The 242-nt window shown below is 66.5% G+C and carries 1 protein-coding gene; it reads right to left on the bottom strand.

The features are described 5' to 3' along the window. Nucleotides 1-3 precede the first annotated feature (3 nt). The coding region (locus SB764_RS43980; protein WP_410867311.1) for a tryptophan synthase subunit alpha at nucleotides 4-242 on the bottom strand (239 nt) is incomplete at its 5' end.

Below are 242 nucleotides of genomic sequence, written 5' to 3'. Positions count from 1 at the left end.
CTGTTATCGGTCAGTCGCAACGCTGTCCAGCGCCTCGCGCACTTCGGCGACGAAACGCGTGAGCGTCTCGGCAGCGGTGTCGGGCGCGGCTTGTTCGAGCAATTGCACGATACGGCTGCCGATCACGACGGCATCGGACACGTCGGCCACCGCACGCGCCGTTTGCGCGTCGCGGATGCCGAAACCGACGCCCACCGGCAGCGGTACGCGCGACTTGATGGCCGGGATTTTACTCGCGATGC

This window comes from Paraburkholderia sp. SIMBA_027 (assembly GCF_046535315.1).
GTDB classification, from domain to species: Bacteria; Pseudomonadota; Gammaproteobacteria; order Burkholderiales; family Burkholderiaceae; genus Paraburkholderia; species Paraburkholderia tropica.
This window is presented reverse-complemented; position numbering and strand designations above follow the sequence as displayed.